The sequence below is a fragment of the Teichococcus aestuarii genome, assembly GCF_042651065.1.
GTDB lineage: Bacteria > Pseudomonadota > Alphaproteobacteria > Acetobacterales > Acetobacteraceae > Pseudoroseomonas > Pseudoroseomonas aestuarii.
Genome location: NZ_JBHSCH010000004.1, coordinates 21,515 through 39,894 on the forward strand (window position 1 = coordinate 21,515; position 18,380 = coordinate 39,894).

13 protein-coding genes are annotated in these 18,380 nt (G+C 72.1%); 6 read left to right on the forward strand and 7 right to left on the reverse strand.

Annotated elements, in window-relative coordinates:
• Positions 1–9 precede the first annotated feature (9 nt).
• Positions 10–576, forward strand: coding sequence for a Uma2 family endonuclease (locus tag ACFOY6_RS02925; protein WP_379641156.1), 567 nt, complete (start codon positions 10–12; stop codon positions 574–576).
• 19 nt (positions 577–595) lie between these two features.
• On the opposite strand, the gene ACFOY6_RS02930 is transcribed toward ACFOY6_RS02925, so the two are convergent.
• The 3 genes from ACFOY6_RS02930 to ACFOY6_RS02940 form a co-directional block, all read right to left on the reverse strand.
• Positions 596–1,519 carry a dihydrodipicolinate synthase family protein gene (locus ACFOY6_RS02930; protein WP_379648835.1) on the reverse strand — a complete coding sequence of 308 codons (924 nt, stop codon included), beginning with the start codon at positions 1,517–1,519 and terminating at the stop codon, positions 596–598.
• Positions 1,520–1,587: 68 nt separating this feature from the next.
• Complete coding sequence (locus tag ACFOY6_RS02935; RefSeq protein WP_379641158.1) at positions 1,588–3,327, reverse strand: IlvD/Edd family dehydratase; 1,740 nt, start codon at positions 3,325–3,327, stop codon at positions 1,588–1,590.
• Positions 3,328–3,451: 124 nt separating this feature from the next.
• The gene (locus ACFOY6_RS02940) at positions 3,452–4,429 is read right to left on the reverse strand and encodes a LysR substrate-binding domain-containing protein (RefSeq protein ID WP_379648837.1); all 978 of its coding nucleotides are present in this window, start codon (positions 4,427–4,429) and stop codon (positions 3,452–3,454) included.
• A 224-nt stretch (positions 4,430–4,653) separates the two neighbouring features.
• On the opposite strand from ACFOY6_RS02940, the gene ACFOY6_RS02945 reads away from it, so the two are divergent.
• Complete coding sequence (locus ACFOY6_RS02945; protein WP_379648839.1) at positions 4,654–5,679, forward strand: Bug family tripartite tricarboxylate transporter substrate binding protein; 1,026 nt, start codon at positions 4,654–4,656, stop codon at positions 5,677–5,679.
• A 55-nt stretch (positions 5,680–5,734) separates the two neighbouring features.
• Positions 5,735–7,891, forward strand: a complete 2,157-nt coding sequence (locus tag ACFOY6_RS02950) for a TonB-dependent siderophore receptor (protein WP_379648841.1) — start codon at positions 5,735–5,737, stop codon at positions 7,889–7,891.
• 4 nt (positions 7,892–7,895) lie between these two features.
• Here the strand turns inward: ACFOY6_RS02950 and ACFOY6_RS02955 are convergent, their stop codons facing one another.
• The 4 genes from ACFOY6_RS02955 to ACFOY6_RS02970 form a co-directional block, all read right to left on the reverse strand.
• Positions 7,896–9,023 carry an ABC transporter substrate-binding protein gene (locus ACFOY6_RS02955; RefSeq protein ID WP_379648843.1) on the reverse strand — a complete coding sequence of 376 codons (1,128 nt, stop codon included), beginning with the start codon at positions 9,021–9,023 and terminating at the stop codon, positions 7,896–7,898.
• A gap of 84 nt (positions 9,024–9,107) precedes the next feature.
• Positions 9,108–10,751 (reverse strand): ABC transporter substrate-binding protein, encoded by a 1,644-nt coding sequence (locus tag ACFOY6_RS02960; protein WP_379648846.1) that lies wholly within the window; start codon positions 10,749–10,751, stop codon positions 9,108–9,110.
• A gap of 70 nt (positions 10,752–10,821) precedes the next feature.
• Positions 10,822–11,994, reverse strand: a complete 1,173-nt coding sequence (locus ACFOY6_RS02965) for a CaiB/BaiF CoA transferase family protein (RefSeq protein WP_379648848.1) — start codon at positions 11,992–11,994, stop codon at positions 10,822–10,824.
• A gap of 71 nt (positions 11,995–12,065) precedes the next feature.
• The gene (locus ACFOY6_RS02970; RefSeq protein ID WP_379648850.1) at positions 12,066–13,454 is read right to left on the reverse strand and encodes an ABC transporter substrate-binding protein; all 1,389 of its coding nucleotides are present in this window, start codon (positions 13,452–13,454) and stop codon (positions 12,066–12,068) included.
• 384 nt (positions 13,455–13,838) lie between these two features.
• On the opposite strand from ACFOY6_RS02970, the gene ACFOY6_RS02975 reads away from it, so the two are divergent.
• From ACFOY6_RS02975 to ACFOY6_RS02985, 3 genes are read left to right on the forward strand one after another with little or no spacing between them, the layout of a single operon-like run.
• Positions 13,839–14,558: a GntR family transcriptional regulator gene (locus ACFOY6_RS02975; protein ID WP_379648852.1), complete on the forward strand. Its 720-nt coding sequence runs from the start codon at positions 13,839–13,841 to the stop codon at positions 14,556–14,558.
• Positions 14,555–17,194 (forward strand): aconitate hydratase AcnA, encoded by a 2,640-nt coding sequence (gene acnA, locus ACFOY6_RS02980; RefSeq protein WP_379648854.1) that lies wholly within the window; start codon positions 14,555–14,557, stop codon positions 17,192–17,194. Before ACFOY6_RS02975 ends, acnA begins: the two co-directional genes overlap by 4 nt.
• A complete protein-coding gene (locus ACFOY6_RS02985) occupies positions 17,191–18,342 on the forward strand; it encodes a 2-methylaconitate cis-trans isomerase PrpF family protein (RefSeq protein WP_379648856.1) in 1,152 nt (383 codons plus the stop codon). Before acnA ends, ACFOY6_RS02985 begins: the two co-directional genes overlap by 4 nt.
• Positions 18,343–18,380: the final 38 nt, after the last annotated feature.

The following is an 18,380-nucleotide window of genomic DNA, read 5'->3' on the forward strand; positions in this document are numbered from 1 at the left end:
CTGGCCGCCATGAACCTCGCCTATCGCAAGCCGATGAGCCTGTCGGAGTTCCTCGACTGGGAGGAAGGCCAGGAGCTGCGCTTCGAGTTCGACGGCGCCCGGCCCGTGGCCATGGTGGGCGGCACGCGGGCGCACGCCTTCATCCAGCGCAACCTCGCCATCTCGGTGGGCGGGCGGCTGCGCGGGAAGCCCTGCCAGTTCGCGGGGTCGGACCTGAAGGTGCTGGTGGCGGGCAGCATCCGCTACCCGGACGGGCTGGTGACCTGCACCCCCGCCGCCAATGACAGCACCCTGGTGCGGGACCCGGTGGTGGTGTTCGAGGTACTGAGCAACAGCACCGCCGGCACGGACCGCATCACCAAGAACCACGAATACGCCGCCACCCCCTCCATCCGCCGCTACGTGATGCTGGAGCAGGACCGCATCGCCGCGACCGTCTTCGCCCGCATGGGCGAGGACTGGGTGGGCCATGTGCTGCGCGCCGATGCGGTGCTGGAGATGCCCGAGATCGGCCTCTCCATCCCGCTCGCCGAGCTCTACGAGGGGCTCAGCTTCGGCGAGGCGGAGGAGGGGTAGGCCCCCTCCCCGGCCCTGGTCAGCGGCCCCAGCGCAGCACCATCGGGTCCAGCGCCCGCGCCGTCTCCAGCAGCCCCTCGCGCACCTTGGGGTGCAGCGGCGCCACGGGGTGGCGCGGCGCGTCGCAGCCGATGATGCCGCCCGCCTGCATCAGCGCCTTGGCCGCCAGCAGCCCGGCCTGGCGGTTCTCATAGTTGATCAGCGGCAGCCAGCGGGCATAGCCGGCCATCGCCGCCTCGCGCCGGCCGGCGCGGTAATCCTCCAGGATGGGCTTGATGCCGTCCGGGTAGCCGCCGCCGGTCATGCTGCCGGTGGCTCCCGCCTCCAGGTCGGGGAAGAGGGTGATCGCCTCCTCGCCATCCCACGGCCCCTCGATCGCGTCGCCGCCCAGCGCGATCAACTCGCGCAGCTTGGTCGCGGCACCGGCGGTCTCGATCTTGAAGTAGGAAACCTGCTCGATCTCCCGCGCCATCTTCGCCAGGAAGGGGGCGGAAAGCGGCGTGCCGGCCACCGGCGCGTCCTGGATCATGATCGGAATGCCGATGGCATCCGAGACAGCCTGGAAGAACGCCTGCACGCCCGCCTCGCCGACGCGGATGGTGGCGCCGTGATAGGGCGGCATGACCATCACCATCGCCGCGCCCTGCGCCTCGGCACGGCGGCTGCGCTCGGCACAGACGCGCGAGCTGAAATGCGTGGTGGTGACGATTACCGGCACGCGGCCCGCCACATGCTTCAGGATCGCCGCCGTCAGCACCTCGCGCTCCTCGTCGGAGAGCACGAACTGCTCGGAGAAATTGGCCAGGATGCACAGGCCATCCGAGCCGGCATCGATCATGAAGTCCACGGCGCGGAGCTGGCCAGGCAGGTCGAGCGCGCCGCTCTCGTCGAAGATGGTCGGCACGACGGGGAACACGCCGCGGTAGCGGGGGGGGGTGGGCATTTCTTTTACTCCCTCAAACAAAAGAAGGCCGGGGGAAGGAATTCCCCCGGACCCCCATCTTTTTTCTGTCAGTGATTGTCGCGGGGGACGGGGGAGCCGCTCTTGCCGACCAGGAAGTCGAAATCGGCGCCCTGATCGGCCTGCAACACATGCTCCACATAAAGCCGGGTGTAGCCACGGTCCATCGGCGGCGCGGGCGGCGTCCAGGCGGCGCGGCGGGCGGCCAGTTCCGCCTCCTCCACATGCAGGTGCAGCGTGCCGGCCTTCACGTCCAGCGTGATGAGGTCGCCGTTCCGCACCAGGGCGAGCGGGCCGCCAGCCGCCGCCTCTGGCGCCACGTGCAGCACCACCGTGCCATAGGCGGTGCCGGACATGCGGGCATCGGAGATCCGCACCATGTCCCGCACGCCCTGCTTCAGCAGCTTCTGCGGCAGCGGCATGTTGCCCACCTCGGCCATGCCGGGGTAGCCGCGCGGGCCGCAATTCTGCAGCACCATGATGCAGTCCGCGTCGATGTAGAGGCTGTCATCGTCCACCGCGTGGTGCAGGTGCTCGATGCTCTCGAACACCACGGCGCGGCCGGTGTGCTTCATCAGGTGCGGCGAGGCGGCGGAAGGCTTGATCACCGCGCCATCGGGCGCGAGGTTGCCGCGCAGGATGGCGATGCCGGCATCCGGCTTGAACGGCGCCTCCGGCGTGGTGATGACGGCGCGGTTCCAGCACTGCGCGTCCTGCACGTTCTCCCAGATGGTGCGGCCGTTCACCGTCAGCGCGTCCTTGTGCAGCAGCCCCTGCTCGGCCAGGTCGCGCAGCACCACCGGCAGGCCGCCGGCATAGTAGAAATCCTCCATCAGGTACTCGCCGGAGGGCATCAGGTTCACCTGGCAATGGACGCCACGGCCAAGCCGGTCGAAATCGTCCAGCGTCAGGTCCACGCCGATGCGGCGGGCGATGGCGATGAGGTGCACCACCGCATTGGTCGAGCCGCCGATGGCGGCGAGCGTGCGGATGGCGTTCTCGAAGGCCGCGCGCGTCAGGATCTTGGTCGGTGTCAGGTCCTCGGCCACCATCTGCACGATGCGGCGCCCGGCCATGCGCGCCAGCTCGTTGCGGCGGGCATCGACGGCGGGGATGGCGGCATTGGTCGGCAGGCCAATGCCCAGCGCCTCCACCATCGAGGCCATGGAGGAGGCGGTGCCCATGGTCATGCAGGAGCCGTGGCTGCGGTTCATCCCTGCCTCGGCCTCGTGGAACTCCTTCAGCGTGATCTCACCGGCACGGAGCTGCTCGCTCATCGAGATGATGTTGGTGCCGGAGCCGATCATCTTGCCCTGGTACACGCCGCGCAGCTGCGGCCCGCCGGAGACGCCGATGGCGGGCAGGTCGGCGCTGGCTGCGCCCATGAGCAGCGCGGGCGTCGTCTTGTCGCAGCCCATCAGCAGCACCACGCCGTCCAGCGGATGGGCGCGGATGCCCTCCTCCACATCCATGGCGGCGAGGTTGCGGTAGAGCATGGCGGTTGGCCGCATCGTCACCTCGCCCAGCGAGGAGACGGGGAATTCCAGCGGGAAGCCGCCCGCCTCCAGCACCCCGTAGCGCACATGCTCGGCGATGGTGCGGAAATGGCTGTTGCAGGGGTTCAGCTCGGACCAGGTGTTGCAGATGCCGATGACCGGGCGGCCCTCGAACTGGTCCTGCGGGATGCCGCGGTTCTTCAGGAAGGAGCGGTAGTAGAAGCCCATCTTGTCCTGCCGGCCAAACCAGGCCTGGCTGCGCAGCGTGCTTTTCTTGGTGTCGTCCCCGGCCATCGGCCCCGTCCCCTTCCCTGTGCGCCGGCGGCAGTGTCGGCGCCCCGGCCATCGCGCAGTGTAGGGCGGAGAGACATGCCGGGCCAATGACAAGAGCGGCCTCCGACATGCCATTTTCAATATCTCAGGCGGGAAACAGCACCGTCTCCAGCAGCCCGAAAAACCCCTGCGCCGCAGGGGAGAGAGGCCGGTCCTTCAGCCGGATCAGCCCGAAGGGCGGCACGGCCAGATGCGGCTCCTCTGGCGGCGGCGGCAGGCGGCACACCCGGCCGGCGCCGTCGAACAGCGCGGCCACCGGCTCGCTCACCACGCACACCGCCTCGCCACGCCCGAGCACGGAGAGCGCCAGCAGGGCGGAGGCGGTGTTGAGCACCCGCCCCGGCAGGCTCAGCCCGTGGCGGGCCACCATGGTCCCCACCGCCTGCCGCAGCAGGCTGCCGGGCGGCTCCAGCACCCAGGGGTAGCCCAGCAGCGCCGCCAGGCCGGGCGGCGGGCCGGCCAGCAGCGGGTGCCCCTGCCCCACCAGGAAGCAGAGCGGCTCCTCCCCCACCTCGCGGTATTCCAGCCCGGCGGCGCTGGCGCCCTGCGGGATGCGCGCCAGCACGAAATCCAGCCGCCCGGCGCGCAGCCGCTCCACCAGGGGCGCGCTGGTCTCCACCTCCACCGAGATGCGCAGCGCCGGGCTGCGCTGCTGCGCCAGTTCCACGGCACGCGCGAGGCCATCCACCGCCGGGCCGGTGACGGCGCCGATGGCCACCGTGCCCCCCGCGCCGCTCCGCAGGGAGTTGAGCTCCTCCCCGGCCTGTTCCAGCGCCACCAGCACGGTGCGGGCGCGGCGCAGCAGCACCTCGCCCTGGAGGTTGGGCTCCACCCCGCGCGGCCGGCGCTCGAACAGCGGCACGCCGACGATCTGCTCGATCTCGGCCAGCAGCTTGGAGGCGGCGGGCTGCGTCAGCCCCAGGCTCTGCGCCGCGCGGTTCAGGTTGCGCAGGTCGTCCATCGCCGTCAGCAGCTGGAGATGCCGCAGCTTCAGCCGGCTGCGGGCGTACCAGTCCGGCGGCAGGCGGCGTGGCGCGGCGGGCGGGGGCGGGGTGCGGGGCATGGGCGCGATATACCAGAATGGATATGTCACCCGCCATTTATTGCGCTGGACCTTGATGCCCCCGCCCTTCTAGTCATGCCGCTCATGAATCGGCCCCGCACGGGCCGGCCTGCCGCCGGAATGGCGCGCGCGGGAGGACCGGCATGGTCCTCCGGCGGCGCATCCAGCGGCACCGGCCGGCCTGCCCGCCGCGCCGCCTCATGCCTCCAAGAAAGAACACCGGGATGACCGAGAAGAACGACGCCCCTCCTGCCCTTTCCCGCCGCGCCGTGCTGGGTGCCGGCCTCGGCGCCACGGCCGCCGGGCTGGCGGCGCCGCGCCTGGCGCTGGCGCAGGCCTGGCCCACCCGGCCGCTGACGCTGGTGGTGGGCTTCCCCCCCGGCGGCCAGACCGATTTCGCCGCCCGCGTCATCCAGGCCGGCATGTCCGCGGCGCTGGGCCAGTCGGTGGTGATCGAGAACCGCGGCGGCGCCGGCGGCAACATCGGCACCGAGGCGGTGCTGCGCGCGCGCCCCGACGGCTACACCATGCTCGCCGCCAATTCGAGCTCCATGGCCATCAACCCGCACACCTTCCCGGGCATGACCATCAACCCGCTGGAGCTGGTCTCGGTCGGCCTCGCGCTGCAGAGCTCGCTGGTGCTCTGCGTGCATCCTTCCGTGCCGGCCAGAACCGTGAGCGAGTTCGCCGCCTGGGTGAAGGCGCAGCCCAAGGGCATCGACTACGGCACCGCCGCCGCCGGCAGCATGTCGCATTGCGCGATGGAGCTGTTCCGCACCCGCATCGGCAACCCGGCCATGGAGAGCATCCCCTATCGCGGCTCCGGCCCCGCGATGCAGGATTTCATCGCCGGCCGCTTCTCCTGCCTGTTCGACGCCGCCTCGGTGGTGGCGCCCTTCCTCAAGGCTGGGCAGGTGCGCGGGCTGATGGTGACGGGCGAGCAGCGCGCCCCCGCCTTCCCCGACATCCCCACCGCCGCCGAGCAGGGGGTGCAGGACTTCACCATCACCAGCTGGATCGGCATCTCGGCCCCGCGCGGCACGCCGCCCGAGATCGTCCAGCGCGTCAACGAGGCGCTGAACAAGGCGCTGCAGGACCCGGCGGTGCGCGAGCGCATCACCGGCCAGGGCGACGAGCCGGGCGGCGGCGCGCCCGCCGTCCCGGTGCCGTTGCGGCCCCGGGACGGCGTGCCTTTTCCGCATCAATGGCGGCGCCATGCAGGGCTTCGCGCCGCAATTGTTTGCGATTAATTATCACTTGAATTAAAGCGCCGGCATCTCCGACCCTTTCCCAGGTGCCGAGCCGATGGCCATGTCCTTGCGTCGCTACCGTTTTCTCTCCCTGGCCCCGGTGCTGCTGGCGCTCTCGGCCGGCGCCCTGGCGCAGGAGGCCGGCCCCTCCCCGCTGGCCCAGGGCGGCGCCATCCTGCTGCCCACGGTGGACGTGCAGGGCCAGCGGGAGACGGCCACCGGCCCGGTGCAGGGCTTCGTCGCCGGCCGCGCCGCCGGCGCCACCAAGACCGACACGCCGCTGATCGAGACACCGCAGGCCATCACCGTCATCACGCGGGACCGCATCGACGCCCAGGCGGTGCGCAGCGTGGAGGAGGCGCTGCGCTACGCCCCCGGCGTCACCGCCGGCCTCTCCGGCTTCGACCCGCGCTTCGATTCCGCGCGCATCCGCGGCTTCGACGCGCGGCCAAGCCAGTATCTCAACGGGCTGCGCCTGCTGCGCCAGTTCGGCCCCACCAGCATCGAGCAGTACGGGCTGGAGCGCATCGAGATCGTGCGCGGCCCCTCCTCGGTGCTCTACGGGCAGACCGTGCCGGGCGGGTTGATCAACCTGGTGAGCAAGCGGCCGACCGAGACGCCCTTCGGCGAGGTCAACCTCTCCGCCGGCAACAATGACCGCTTCCAGGGCGCCTTCGACCTGGGCGGGCCGCTGGACGATGCCGGGCAGTTCTCCTACCGAGCAACCGGGCTGGTGCGGAACAGCGACACCGATGTGGACCATGTCGGCGACGACCGCTACTTCTTCGCCCCCGCCCTCACCTGGCGGCCGGATGGCGAGACGCGCGTCACCCTGCTCGGCTCCTACCAGTACGACCAGGGCGGCTCGCCCATCGGCCTGCCGGCGCAAGGCACGCTGCTCTACAACCCGAACGGCAAGATCCCGCGCAGCCGCTATGCCGGCGAGGAGGATTTCAGCCGCTCCGACGTCACCACCACCACGCTGGGCTGGGATATCGAGAAGCGCCTGAACAGCGTCTTCACGCTGCGGCAGAACACCCGCTACACGCACAACACCGTCAAGTACGACACCGTGTACGCGACCGGTTTCCAGCCCGATTTGCGGACGCTGAACCGCGGCACCCTGGTGCAGCGCGAGCGATCCGACACGATCAACCTCGACACCGGCCTGCAGGCCGATTTCAGCACCGGCCCGGTGGTGCACAAGGTGCTGGCGGGCGTCGATGTGCGGCAGTACTGGGGCCGCTACGAGACCTATTTCGGCACCGGCCCGTCGGTCGACATCTTCAACCCGGCCCGGGGCCTTGCGGTGCCGGACTCGCGCCGCGCCCCCTTCTACGCCCTCAACCGCAACGACGACCTGCACCAGCTCGGCCTCTACCTCCAGGACCAGATGCGCTGGAACAACTGGATCCTGCTGCTGGGCGGGCGGCAGGACTGGGCCGGCAGCGAGCAGACCTCCCGCCTGAACGGCGACCGCGTCACGCAGAACGACAACGCCTTCACCGGCCGCGCCGCGCTGATGTACGCAGCGCCGAACGGCCTCTCGCCCTATGTCAGCTATTCCACCTCCTTCGACCCGATCGCCGGCTCCACCGCCGGCGGCGAGGCCTTCCGCCCCACCGAGGGCCGGCAGTACGAGATCGGCCTGAAGTACCAGCCGCCGGGGATGAACAGCTTCTTCACCGCCTCGGCCTTCGACCTGACGCAGACCAACGTCACCACCCGCGACCCGGTGGTGCCCGCCGCGCAGGTGCAGACCGGCGAGATCAACGTGCGCGGGCTGGAGCTGGAGGCGGTGGCCAGCCTGGCCGAAGGCCTCAGCCTGATCGCCAGCTACACCTACATGGACGCCGAGATCACCAGCGACAACGGCGGCAGCCAGGGCAACCGCCCGGCGCTGGTGCCGGAGCACATGGCCAATCTCTGGGGCCAGTACCGCTTCCAGGAGGGCAGCCGCCTCGCCGGCTTCGGCCTCGGCGGCGGCGTGCGCTACATGGGCAATTTCTACGGCGACAACGCCAATGCCTACCGCACCCCGTCCGTCACGCTGTTCGACGCCTCGGTGAGCTATGAGTGGGACCGCTACAAGGTCTCCGTGAATGGCAGCAACCTGGCGGACAAGGAGTACGTCTCCTCCTGCACCGGCGCCAACTACTGCTACTACGGCCCCGGGCGGACGGTGATCGCCAACCTCGCCTATCGCTGGTGAGGCGTCACGCCGCCGTCCAGAAGGTGCCCTGCCAGGGGGCGGCGGCGAAGCGGGCGTTGATCTCGGCCAGCGTCGCCGCCGGATCGAGCGTGGCGGCGAGGTCGGGGTAGAGCCAGCCCGCCATCGCCTCCAGCGCCACCACGTTCAGCGCCGTGCCGCCGAGGTAGTTCCACAGGCCGAAGGCGCGGCCCTGGCGCACCGCCGGCAGGTGCGCCAGTTCCGGCGCGCGCAGCGCCTGCGCAAGGCTGCGCCGCGCCACCTCCGGCGCCACGCCCCAGCCCAGGCGCAGCGCGGCGCTGCCCTCCGGCGGCTGCGCCATGCCGGTACCGATATAGACCTCCGGCTCCGTCACCAGCACCTGCTCGACCGAGAGGTTGCCGCCCGAGGGCCCGGGAAGCTGGCCTTCCGCCGCGTTGCGCCCGCCCAGCGCCGCCACCAGCTCCCCCCCGCCCTGGTCCCCCGCCACCCAGCAGCAGGGCCAGCGGCCGGGGAAGGCCTGCAGCAGCACGGCGGGGCCGCGCCGGCCGGCCACGGCGCGGCGCACCGCCTCCAGCTTCGCCGTGTAGAAGGCGGCATAGGCGGCGGCGGCCTCGCGCCGGTCCAGCACCTCGGCCAGCAATTGCAGCGAGGGCAGCGCGCGGCTGAGGGGATTGATGAAGAAGTCGATGAACACCACGGGGATGCCCGCCCGCTCCAGCGTGCGCAGCGCCTCCGCCGTGCCGGGGCGGCGGTGCTGCCAGGCGGCCATCAGCACCAGGTCCGGCGCCAGGGCGATCAGCCGCTCCAGCGGCAGGTCCTCGCCCACCTGCCGGGTCAGCTCCGGCACGGCGTCCAGCCCGAGGAAGCGGGCGGCGAGCGCCGCCATCGCGCCGGGGTCGATGCGCCGCAGGTCGCCGCCCATGCCCACCAGCAGCGGCACCGGGTCGGGGTGGATCAGCGACAGGTTCAGCAGCACGGCGCTCTCGGCGGCCACCACGCGGCGCGGCGGCCGCGGCAGGGTCACGCCGCGCCCCACCATGTCGGTGACGCTGCGCGGCCAGCCGGCCTGCGCGAGCGCCGGGCGGGCCAGGGTGGCGGTTGCCAGGGGGGCTGTCGCCAGCGGCAGGGCCAGGATGCTGCGGCGGTGGAGCATGGTCGGGCGGCCTCCTCGCGGTGTGGCCGCCCCTAGCAGCGCGGGCGCCCGCCCTCAAGGGGCCGGCCCCTCGCCGCCGCCGCCTCAGCCCAGCGTCGTCAGGTCCTGGAACCAGTGCTGCGCCTGGGTGTAGCCGGCCACCTTGCCGCTCATGGCGTGCGGGTTGGTGTCGTGCACCACGAAGACCAGCAGCGCCTCGTCCACCACGCGCTGGTGCACCTGGGCCATCAGCCGGTCCTGCGCCTCGGTGTCGAAGCTGGTGACGGCCTCGTCGATCAGCCGGTCCACCTCGGGGCTGTTGTAGTGGCTCCAGTTCACGCCGGTGGGCGCCACCTGCTTCGAGTGGAAGAAGCGGATCAGTGCGTAGAGCGGGTCGGAGGTGACATAGGCGACGTTGTTGGCCGTCACGCCGTTCTGCTTCGCCAGCTCCCCCGCCGCGCCCTGGCGCCAGGCGGTGTAGAGCACCTCCAGCTCCACCGGCACCAGCTCGATCTCCAGCCCCACCTCGCGCATCGCCTGCTGGCAATACTCGTTGATCGGCATGGAGAGCATCTGGCCGGAGCCGCCGGTGGCCACCAGGAACTTGGTCTTCAGCGGGTTGCGCGGGCCGAAGCCGGCCTCGGCCACCAGCTTGCGGGCAGCGTCGGGGTCGTACGTCACCTGGAAGGAGGGCTTGCCGAACCAGGGGGAGGAGGGATCGACCACGCCCGCCGCCGGCTTGGCCAGCCCGTTCATCAGCGCCACCACCTCCTCGCGGTTGATGGCGAGGTTGGCCGCCTTGCGCAGCCGCAGATCCCGCCAGGGCGAGCCCTCCAGCTGCGAGAGATGGTAGTTCCACACATGCGGCGTGACGTTCTCGACGATCCGCATGCCGCCCGCCTTGAGCTGTGGCACAAGGTCCGGAGCGGGGGTCTCGATCATGTCCACCGCGCCGCTGATCAGGGCGTTGGTGCGCATCACCGCGTCCGGCGCGCAGACGAGGATGACGCGCTCCGCCTTCGGGATGCGCGCGGGGTTCCAGTAGCGCGTGTTGCGCACCAGCTCGGCGCTGGCGCGCGGCACCAGGCGGGCCAGGCGGAACGGGCCGGTGCCGGAGGGCTCGAAGGCGAATTTCTGCCAGTCCCGCCCCAGCTTCTCGTACTGCGCCGGCGAGGAGATGAGGAACCAGAGCATCTGGTAGGGGAAGAGGCTGTCCACCGCCTTGGTGGTCACCTCCACCGTCATGTCACCGAGCTTGCGCCAGGCGGCGACGGAGGGCAGGCGCGGCCGCACCTGCGCCGCCTGTCGGTTGTCGAAATGCGGCGCCTGCGGGTTCATCACCTTCTCGAAGTTCCAGATGACGGCATCCGCGTCGAAGGCGCTGCCATCGTGGAAGGTGACGCCCTGGCGCAGGGTGAAGACCCAGCGGCGGCGGTCGGCCGGGTCGGTCTCCCAGGCCGTGGCGAGGCCGGGCACCAGCCGGCCGGGGCGGTCGGCCACGTCCATCTCCCACGCCACCAGCGGGTCGTAGAGGGTGTGGCCGGTGAACTGGTAGGCGCCGGCGCCGCGGTCCGGCTGGCCGGTGGTCTGCGGGATGTCGGCCATCGAGATGCCGTAGCGCAGCGTCCGGCCGCTGCCCGGGCTTTGCGCAAGGGCCGCCCGCCCTGCACCAGGGAGAGGCAGGCCGCCCAGGCCGCCAATCATGCCGCTGGCGCCAGCCGCCATCAGGCCACGACGGGAGAAGCTCATCTCGGTGCTCCGGCAGAATGAGAAAGGTCTCTGCCGGAGGCTTGAGCAATTCGCGTGCCGGGCGGCCCTCTCAGGCCGGCTGCGTCACCGCGAACTCGGCCCGGATCGCCGCGGTGTGCTCGCCGATGGCGGGCACCGGGCCGAAGGCGGGGCTGGCCACGCCGTCATGGATGGCGGGCGGCGCGACGATGGACGCCATGCCGCCCGGCGTGGCCACGTTCACCCGGCGCAATGCCGGGTGGTTCACCAGGTCGGCCACCTCGTTGACGAAGCCATAGGCGGTGCCGGCCGCATCCAGCCGCGCCGCCACCTCGGCGCGGGTCAGCCCCGCGAATACGGCGGCGACGCGCCCGTCCACCACAGCGCGGTTGGCGACGCGGGCATTGTTGCTCTCATAGCCCGGCTGCTTCGGCAGCTCCGGCTCCTGCATCACCGTCGTGCAGAATTTCTGCCATTCGCGCTCGTTCTGGATGGAGAAGAGCACCAGCGAGCCGTCGGATGTCTCGAAGGCGCCATAGGGGCAGATGGAGGGGTGGGCGAGGCCGACGCGCTTCGGCGCCTGGCCGGTGCCCTCGAAATACAGCAGCGGCACGTTCATCCAGTCGGCCATGCCGTCGAACAGGCTGACCTCGAGGCGCCGCCCCTCGCCGGTGAGGGAGCGGGCGATCAGCGCCTCCAGCACCGCCGCGTAGGAGGCCATGCCGCAGGCGATGTCGCAGACCGAGACGCCGACGCGCCCCGGCCCCGCCGGGTGGCCGGTGATGGCAGCCAGCCCGCTCTCCGCCTGCACCAGCAGGTCGTAGGCCTTCATGCCGGCATAGGCATGGCCGGCGCCGTAGCCGGAGATGTCCACGGTGACGAGGCGCGGGTAGCGCCGCCGCAGATCCTCCGAGCCGAAGCCGGCGCGGGCGGCGGCGCCGGGGGCAAGGTTCTGGATGAACACATCCGCGCGCTCCAGCACCCGGTGCAGCAGCGCCGCGTCCTCCGGTGCCTTGATGTCGGCCACCAGGCTCTGCTTGCCGCGGTTGAGCCAGACGAAGTAGCTCGACAGCCCGTGCACGGCGGCATCGTAGCCGCGCGCGAAATCCCCCTCCGGCCGCTCGATCTTGATCACCCGCGCCCCGGCATCGGCGAGGCGGGAGCTGCAATAGGGGGCGGCCACCGCCTGTTCCAGCGTCACCACCAGCAGCCCCTCGAGCGGCTTGCGGGGGGTGGCGCGGTCGGGTGCGGTCTGAGCGGTCATGAGCGGGACGGTTCCTGTTGCTGTCGCGGTCGGGATGCGCGGGGGCGCGGCGGCGCCCCCGCGCCTTGGCCTCAGCGGAAGGCCACGGGCTGGGGCAGCTTCTCCAGCATGTCGGGCTTCAGGGTCTTCAGCCACTCGGTGCTCTTCTGTCCCACCGGCGTCGTCACCGAGGCGGCGGGGAAGACGACCATGTCGGTCATCACCGGGAAGGGGTAGCGGTCGCTGTGCAGGGTGGTGCCGATCAGCTGGTCCTCCAGCCCCTGCCCGTCCTCGCGGATCGTCACCTGCCCGGTGAGCGAGGGGAAGGTGAGGCCGCGGAAGGCGGCGGTCAGCTCCGCGTCGGTCGGCCACTGGCCGCCCTTGGCGGCGATCGCCTTCTCATAGCCCGCCTTCATGGCGTTGATCGCCTGCGCCATGTGGTGGGTCGAGTAGATCGGGTAGCTATCGAAGCGCTTGCGGTAGTTCTCGGTGAAGCTCTTCAGCTTGTCGGCGTCCTTCGGCGCCGGGTGCAGGAACCAGTGGTCGCCGCGCGCGCCGATGATGTGCCCGGCGGGCAGCGCCTTGCCGACGCGCTCCAGCGAGGATTCCGCCAGCGGCAGCACGAAGGTGCTGCGCTCGAACAGCCTGCGGTCGGCCGCCTGGCGGATGAAGGTGTCGAGGTCGCCGCCCCAGGTGGTGGAGAAGATGACATCCGGCCGCAGCGCCAGCAGGCGGGTGATCTCGCTCGAGAAGTCGGTCGCGCCGAAGCGCGGGAACAGCTCGGCCGAGACGCGCACGCCGGGCTTCAGCGCGTTCATCGCGGTGCGCCAGATCTCCCAGGAATCGCGGCCCCAGGCATAATCCTGGTTCACCACGGCGAGGCTGCGGAAATCCGGCTTCACCTTCAGCAGGTAGAGCAGCGCCGCCAGCACCTCCGGCGTGGCATTGGCCTGCGGGCGGTGCGCATAGCCGTAGGTGCCATCCTCGAAGACGCGCTGGGTGCCGCAATCCCACAGCAGGGTGGGGCGCTTCAGCTCGTCGGCCAGGGGCGCGCAGGCCAGGCAGTCCGCCGAGGAGATGCCGGCGAAGATCATCTGCACGCCTTCGCTCTGCACCAGCCGGCGGTACTCGCCGACGAAGTGGTCGACGCCCGGCCCCTCATCGACATAGATCGGCCGCACCTTCACCCCGGCGATGCCGCCGGCGGCGTTCAGCTCCTCGATCAGCATGTCGGCCGCCTGCCGCGCCGGCACGCCGAAGACGCTGGCGGGGCCGGACAGGTAGGTGGCGATGCCGAGCTTGATCTCCGCCGGCTTCTGCGCGGCGCCCTGGGCATGGGCGGGGCGGCCGGCCAGCGCCAGGCCACCGATGCCGAGCCCGCCCAGCAGCACGCCGCGGCGGGAGAACGGGGTGGTGGCCGGGGCGGTCGCGAGGGCGGCGGACACCTCGGCGGGCTCCGTCCGGGCAGGCGGCTTGGTCATGAACTGATCTCCTCCGGATGCGGCCGTTTCACGGCTCTACCGGCCCAGACTGGCATCAAACCGCCCGCCGGTCCATCGGCGCGGCTTCGCTCCGGCGGCCCTCGCCAGGCACCCGCGCCAGGCTGCGGCGCCAAGCTGCGGCGCCAGGCTGCGGCGAGGGAGCCTCCTGGCCCCCGAGGCCAGGATGCCGCACCGGCCGCCCGGCACCACAGGGCCGGCGGGCCGCTTCCTGCCACAGACGCCACTGGCAAGGCCGCGGGCGGTAGCTCGGCCGGGCCTGCAGGTTCGGCCCTGGGAAGGGCCGGAATCCTCCCGAAAAATCTGTCGACAATCTGCGTCGATGTGCTGGGCCACTTCGGGAATACGTGCCATTCTCGGTCGATCATGGAAGAGATTGTCGACACCAGGGCGCCAGAGGTATCCCTTCCCGCGGATGGGGCGCTGGAGCGGGCGCTGTTCCAGCGGCTGAGCGAGGCGATCATCCGGGGCGAGATCCCGCTCGGTGCCAAGCTCAGCGAGCCGGCGCTCTCGCGCCAGTACGGCGTCAGCCGCGGGCCGCTGCGCGAGGCGCTGAACCGGCTGGAGGAGCGCCGGCTGGTGGAGCGCACGCCCCGGCTCGGCGCCCGCGTCGTCAGCCTCTCGGCCACCACCTTCCGCGAGATCTACGGCGTGCGCGAGGCGCTGGAGGGCCTGGCCGCGCGCGCCGCCGCCCATGCCATGGGCGAGGCCGACCTTGCTCGGCTGCGCGCCATCCTAGCCAGGCAGGAAGCCAGCCTGGAGGGGGATGGCGAGCACGCCCCCAATGCCCTCGGCGGCATGGACGAGGATTTCCATGTCGCCATCGCCCGCGCCGCGGGCAACGGGCTGCTGATCGGCCTGCTCTGCGGCGACCTCTACCAGCAGCTCCGCCTCTACCGCTCGCAGCTGCGCAAGGTGGCGGGGCGCGGGCGGCGCGCCGTCACCGAGCACCGCCGCATCCTCGACGCCATCGAGGACCGCGACCCCGAGATGGCCGAGTGGCAGATGCGCCGCCACATCGCCGCCTCCTACACGGCCCTGGCGCCGCTCCTGGGCCCCGCCGCCTCCGAGGACATTGCCGAATGACCCCCTACCGCACCCTGCACGCGGGCGGCCGCGACCACGCCATCATCGACCTGCCGGCCATCGTCGGCGAGGACCGGCTGCGCGCCCTGCCCTACAGCCTGCGCGTGCTGCTGGAGAACCTGCTGCGCCACCAGGATGGCGACACCGTCACCGAGACCGAGATCGGCGCCGTGCTGGCCGCCGCCGGGGGCGAGGCCCGCCCGGCCGACATTGCCTTCCGCCCCGCCCGGGTGCTGATGCAGGACTTCACCGGCATCCCCGGCCTTGTCGACCTCGCCGCGCTGCGCGATGCCTTCGCCGCGCGCGGCGGCGACCCGCGGCAGGTGAACCCCGGCATCCCGGTGGACCTGATCGTGGACCACTCGCTGATCGTCGACCATGCCGGCGCGCCGGATGCCATGGCGCGCAACGTCGCCAACGAGTATCGCCGCAACGCCGAGCGCTACGCCTTCCTGCGCTGGGCGCAGGGCGCCTTCGGGAATCTGCGCGTGGCGCCGCCGGGCGGCGGCATCCTGCACCAGGTGAACCTGGAGCACCTCGCCCGCGTGGTCTGGACGCGGGAGGAGGGCGGCCGCAGCCTGGCCTACCCCGACACGCTGGTGGGCACGGACAGCCACACCACCATGGTCAACGCCCTCGGCGTGCTGGGCTGGGGGGTGGGCGGCATCGAGGCGGAGGCGGCGATGCTCGGCCAGCCCCTGGTGTTCCGCCTGCCGGAGGTGGTGGGGGTGCGGCTCACCGGGCGGCTGCCCGCCGGCACCACGGCCACCGACCTGGTGCTGGCGCTGACCCAGCGGCTGCGGGCGGTCGGCGTGGTGGAGAAGTTCGTCGAGTTCACCGGCCCGGCGCTGGATGGCGCGCTCACCCTGGCCGACCGCGCGACGCTGGCCAACATGGCGCCCGAATACGGCTCCACCTGCGGCTTCTTCCCCGTCGACCGGGTGACGCTGGACTACCTCGCCGCCACGGGGCGGGAGGCGGCGCAGCTCGATCTGGTGGAGGCCTGCTGCAAGGCCCAGGGCCTGTGGCGGGAGCCGGGCGCGCCGGAGCCGCGCTTCGCCACGCTGGTGGAGTTCGACCTCGGCACGGTGGAGCCCTGCGCCGCCGGCCCGCGCCGGCCGCAGGACCGCGTGGCGCTGCCCGCCCTCCCCACCAGCCTGACCGATTTCTCGGGGCGCGCGGCGGCGCATGGCTGGGAGGATGGCTTCGGCGATGGCGCGGTGGTGCTGGCCGCCATCACCTCCTGCACCAACACCTCCAACCCGGCGCTGATGGTGGGCGCCGGGCTGCTGGCCCGCAACGCCGTGGCGCGCGGCCTGACGGTGCCCGCCTGGGTGAAGACCTCGCTCACCCCCGGCTCCCGCGTGGTGGCGCGCTACCTGGAGAGCAGCGGGCTGCAACAGGATCTCGACGCGCTGGGCTTCCACCTCACCGGCTTCGGCTGCGGCAGCTGCGGCGGCAATTCCGGCGCGCTGGCGGAGGAGGTGGCGGCACGCATCCGCGAAAAGGGGCTGGTGGCCTGCGCGGTGCTCTCCGGCAACCGCAACTTCGAGGGGCGCATCCACCCGCAGGCGCGGGCGGGCTACCTGATGTCGCCGCCGCTGGTGGTGGCCTATGCGCTGGCCGGCCGGGTGACGCTGGACCTGACCGCGGAGCCGCTGGGCCATGACCGGGAGGGCCGCCCCGTCATGCTGCGCGAGCTGTGGCCGGAGGCGGCGGAGATCGAGGCCGTGCTGCGCGGCGCCGTCTCGCCCGAGACCTACCGCGCCGAATATGCCAGCCTCTTCGCCGCCGATGCCGAATGGCGCGCCCTGCCCGTGGCCGGCGAGACGCGCTTCGCCTGGGCGCCCGGCAGCACCTATATCCGCCGCCCGCCCTATTTCGACGGGCTGCCCGCCGCCGAGGCCGCGCCGCAGCTCTCCGGCGCCCGCCCGCTGCTGATCCTGGGCGACGGCATCACCACCGACCACATCTCGCCGGTCAGCGCCATCCCGGCCAGCTCTCCGGCGGGCGGCTTCCTGGCGGCGCATCAGGTGCCGCCGGGCGAGTTCAACGCCTATGGCGCGCGGCGCGCCAACCACGAGGTGATGATGCGCGGCGCCTTCGCCAACATCCGCATCCGCAACGAGATGCTGCCCGGCCAGGAGGGCGGCCTGACCCGCCACGCGCCGAGCGGCACGGTGATGAGCGTCTATGACGCCGCGCTGCGCTACCGTGAGGAGGGCGTGCCGCTGGTGGTGGTGGCGGGGCGCGACTACGGCGCCGGCTCCTCGCGCGACTGGGCGGCGAAGGGGCCGGCGCTGCTCGGCGTGCGCGCCGTCATCGCCGAGAGCTTCGAGCGCATCCACCGCTCCAACCTCGTCAGCATGGGCATCCTGCCGCTGGAATTCACCGGCGGCGCCACGCGGCGCAGCCTGGGGCTGGACGGCACGGAGCGCTTCGGCATCGAGGCGCTGGACGAGCAGGCGCAGCCCAGCGCGCTGCTGCGCGCCACGCTGCACCGGGCCGACGGACAGACGGAAATCCTGCCGCTGCGCTGCCGGCTGGACAGCGCCTATGACCGCCGCGTCTGGCGGGCGGGCGGCATCTTGCCCTTCATGCTGCGCGCCCTGGTGGCGCGGGGGGTGGCGGCGTGAGGCGCCTGGCCAGGCTGCCGGCCGTCTACATGCGCGGCGGCACCAGCCGCGCCCTGTTCTTCCACAGCCGCGACCTGCCGGCCGAACGCGCCGAATGGGATGCCATCTTCCTCGCCGCCCTCGGCAGCCCGGACCCGAACGGGCGGCAGCTCGACGGCATGGGCGGCGGCATCTCCTCCCTCTCCAAGATCGCGGTGATCGGCCCGCCCAGCCGCGCCGATGCCGATGTGGACTACACCTTCGCCCAGGTGCAGGTGGACGCGCCGGTGGTCGGCTACCGCGGCAATTGCGGCAACATCTCCTCCGCCGTCGGCCCCTTCGCGGTGGAGGAAGGTCTGGTGCCCGCCACGGGCGACGAGGCGGTGGTGCGCATCCACAACACCAACACCGGCAAGATCATCGTCGCCCGCTTTCCGCTGGAGGGCGGGCTGCCGAGGCTGGAGGGGAATTTCGCCTTGCAGGGCGTGGCCGGCACGGCGGCGCCCATCCGCCTCGCCTTCACCGATCCGGGCGGCGCCGCCACGGGGCGCCTGCTGCCCAGCGGACGGGTGACGGACACGCTGGAGATCCCCGGCCTCGGCGCGCTGGAGGCCTCGCTGGTGGATGCGGCCAACCCGGTGGTGTTCGTCGCCGCCGCCGCGCTGGGGCTGGAGGGGACGGAAAGCCCCGCCGCCCTCTCCACGCCGGAGCATATCGGGCGCTTCGAGGCGGTCCGCGCCGCCGCCGCGCTGGCGATGGGGCTGGTGGACACGCTGGAGGAGGCGCGCACCCGGCTGCGCAACCTGCCGCAGGTGGCGCTGCTCGCCGCGCCGCGCGACGCCCCCGCCGCCGATGGCTCCACCCTGCCGGCCGGGGCCATGGACATCCTGGTGCGCATGATCTCCGCCGGGCAGCCGCACAAGGCCACGCCGCTCACCGGCGCCATGTGCCTGGCCGTGGCGGCGCGCATTCCCGGCAGCCTGGCGCAGCGTCTGGCCCGGCCGCGCGGCGCGGCGGAGGATCTGCGCGTGGCGCACCCTTCCGGCATCCTGCCGGTGACGGCGCGCACGTCCCTGCGCGATGGTGCGCTGCTGGCCGAGGAGACGGTGGTCTACCGCACCGCGCGCCGGCTGATGGAGGGGATGGTGGTCTACCCTACCCCCGGCTGAACCGGATTTCCGCGCGCCCCGCCAGGCCGGCGGCAGAC